At 44.4% G+C, this 1,815-nt stretch carries 3 protein-coding genes; 2 read left to right on the top strand and 1 reads right to left on the bottom strand.

The window, feature by feature from the left end:
• Both B5F88_RS22000 and B5F88_RS21995 read left to right on the top strand, forming a co-directional pair.
• Positions 1-1,221, top strand: a 1,221-nt coding sequence (locus B5F88_RS22000; protein WP_140402218.1) for a tyrosine-type recombinase/integrase, incomplete at its 5' end; no start/stop codon positions are given.
• Positions 1,218-1,517, top strand: a complete 300-nt coding sequence (locus B5F88_RS21995; protein WP_343286490.1) for a hypothetical protein — start codon at positions 1,218-1,220, stop codon at positions 1,515-1,517. The genes B5F88_RS22000 and B5F88_RS21995, both read left to right, overlap by 4 nt.
• Positions 1,518-1,575: 58 nt before the next feature.
• Here B5F88_RS21995 and B5F88_RS21190 read toward each other — a convergent pair.
• On the bottom strand, positions 1,576-1,815 hold a 240-nt coding region (locus B5F88_RS21190), incomplete at its 5' end, for a hypothetical protein (RefSeq protein ID WP_204246277.1).

Raw genomic sequence — 1,815 nt, 5'->3', positions numbered from 1 at the left:
CCCAAAAACATAGAAAACTATAAGCAGGTCAGCAACAGGTTTAAAAAATTCTGTGCAGAAAACGACTATGATACTTATACGGCCAATATCGGTCAAATGTTTGCTGATAACATCTTCAACGAGAAAACTGGGGAGCTCGTCAGATATCGATATGTCATGTATAACCGTTTTGTTCGGCTGATAAACTCATTTTGCCTCCAAGGCGCTTTTGATTTCTCAATAGTCAAAAAAGAGAAGAGTCTACCAACATCTACGCAACTTATTGAGCTTTATCAAAATTATACGCAACATTTGAAAGCACAATATTCAAACAATGGAACGGTTGGCTTTTTTCAAAATGGGATATTATGTCTTCTGCGCTATATGGAGAAATCCGACATAACATCTTTAACAGATCTGGCTGTAGCAGATGTCGTAGACTATATCTGCTCTTGGCCACAGAAACATCAGCGCAATGTTCTCTGCATATTGCGTAATATTTTCCGGTATTTTGAGCGTGAAGATCTTTATTTTGCAGTAGCAGGGATTCACCCATACCATGCCAAACGGATCGTTCCAATGTTTACGGAAGATGAGGTCGCAAAAATAAAAGAAGTGTTATCATCATCATGTGTATCTCACAGAGATGCAGCGATATTTCTCCTGGGGCTTACTACAGGGATGCGTGCAGTTGATGTGATTAATCTGAGACTCTCCGATATAGACTGGAAAAATGAAACCATTTTCTTTCAGCAAAGTAAAACAGGTAATGCTGTGTGTCTTCCATTAACGACTGACATAGGGAATTCAATTTATCGCTATATTTTGGAAGAACGACCAAAGGTTAATGATGATCATGTGTTCTTGAGAAGTCAAGCACCGTTCATGCCTTTGTCGGGGCACTCAGCATGTTACTGTATGGTGACCCACGGGATGATGCAGGACTGGACTGGCTGGAGGACCGGCCATACACTACTGCATTTGTGCTTGGGAACCACGAAAACTATGACGCTTACAAAGACTACCCCAAAGAAGAATGGCATGGTGGACAGATCCAGAGGATACGTCCCTCCGTTCTGCACCTCATGCGAGGTCAGGTATATGAGCTCAATGGCAGGAAGTTTTTTACCATGGGCGGCGCTTCCTCCCATGATATCCAGGACGGCATCCTGGAACCGGACGATCCTGACTTCGAGGAAAAGTTCCAGCAACTCGAACAGCGCAGTGCGCTGTTTCGTGTGAACCATCGTTCCTGGTGGGCCGAGGAACTGCCCAGCGAAGCGGAATATCTGGAAGCCAGAGCAAATCTGGAGCGTGTCCACTGGAATGTGGATTACATCATCAGCCACTGCTGCCCCTCCAGCATACAGGATGTGTTCAGCGGAGGAATGTTTAAGAAAGACGCACTGACCGAGTTCTTCGACGAAGTGCGTCAGAAATGTACCTTCCGGTATTGGTTCTTCGGCCACTACCACAGCAATATGGTGATCGAGAAAAAATACGCTATGCTATATGAGCAGATCATAAGACTGAAGTAAGACAAAGGGCTGTGTTGACGCACGGCCCTTTTTTCGCCTCTGTTTGCACACGGCTTTGTCAGTATGTCATATAGGGGTTCGGAAATGGCTTGAAAAAAGCGCAGAAAAACAAAAACACAAGTTGCGCAAAACCCTGAATCCATTGAGCCGCAACGCTTTCCGGGGCGCATCTTTTTCGGCAACAAAACACAAAAGAGGATAATCCGAACTGCATCTTCCCTGTGGGGGATGCGTTCGGATTTCTTCTTTTTACTGAAAACTTAAATTTGACCCGATAAACAAAAAAAGAGGCGAACCT

Origin of the sequence: Flavonifractor sp. An306, assembly GCF_002159455.1 — a bacterium.
Lineage (GTDB): Bacteria > Bacillota > Clostridia > Oscillospirales > Oscillospiraceae > Flavonifractor.
Note: the sequence above shows the minus strand (reverse complement) of the source record. Positions and strands in the feature narration are given on the sequence as shown.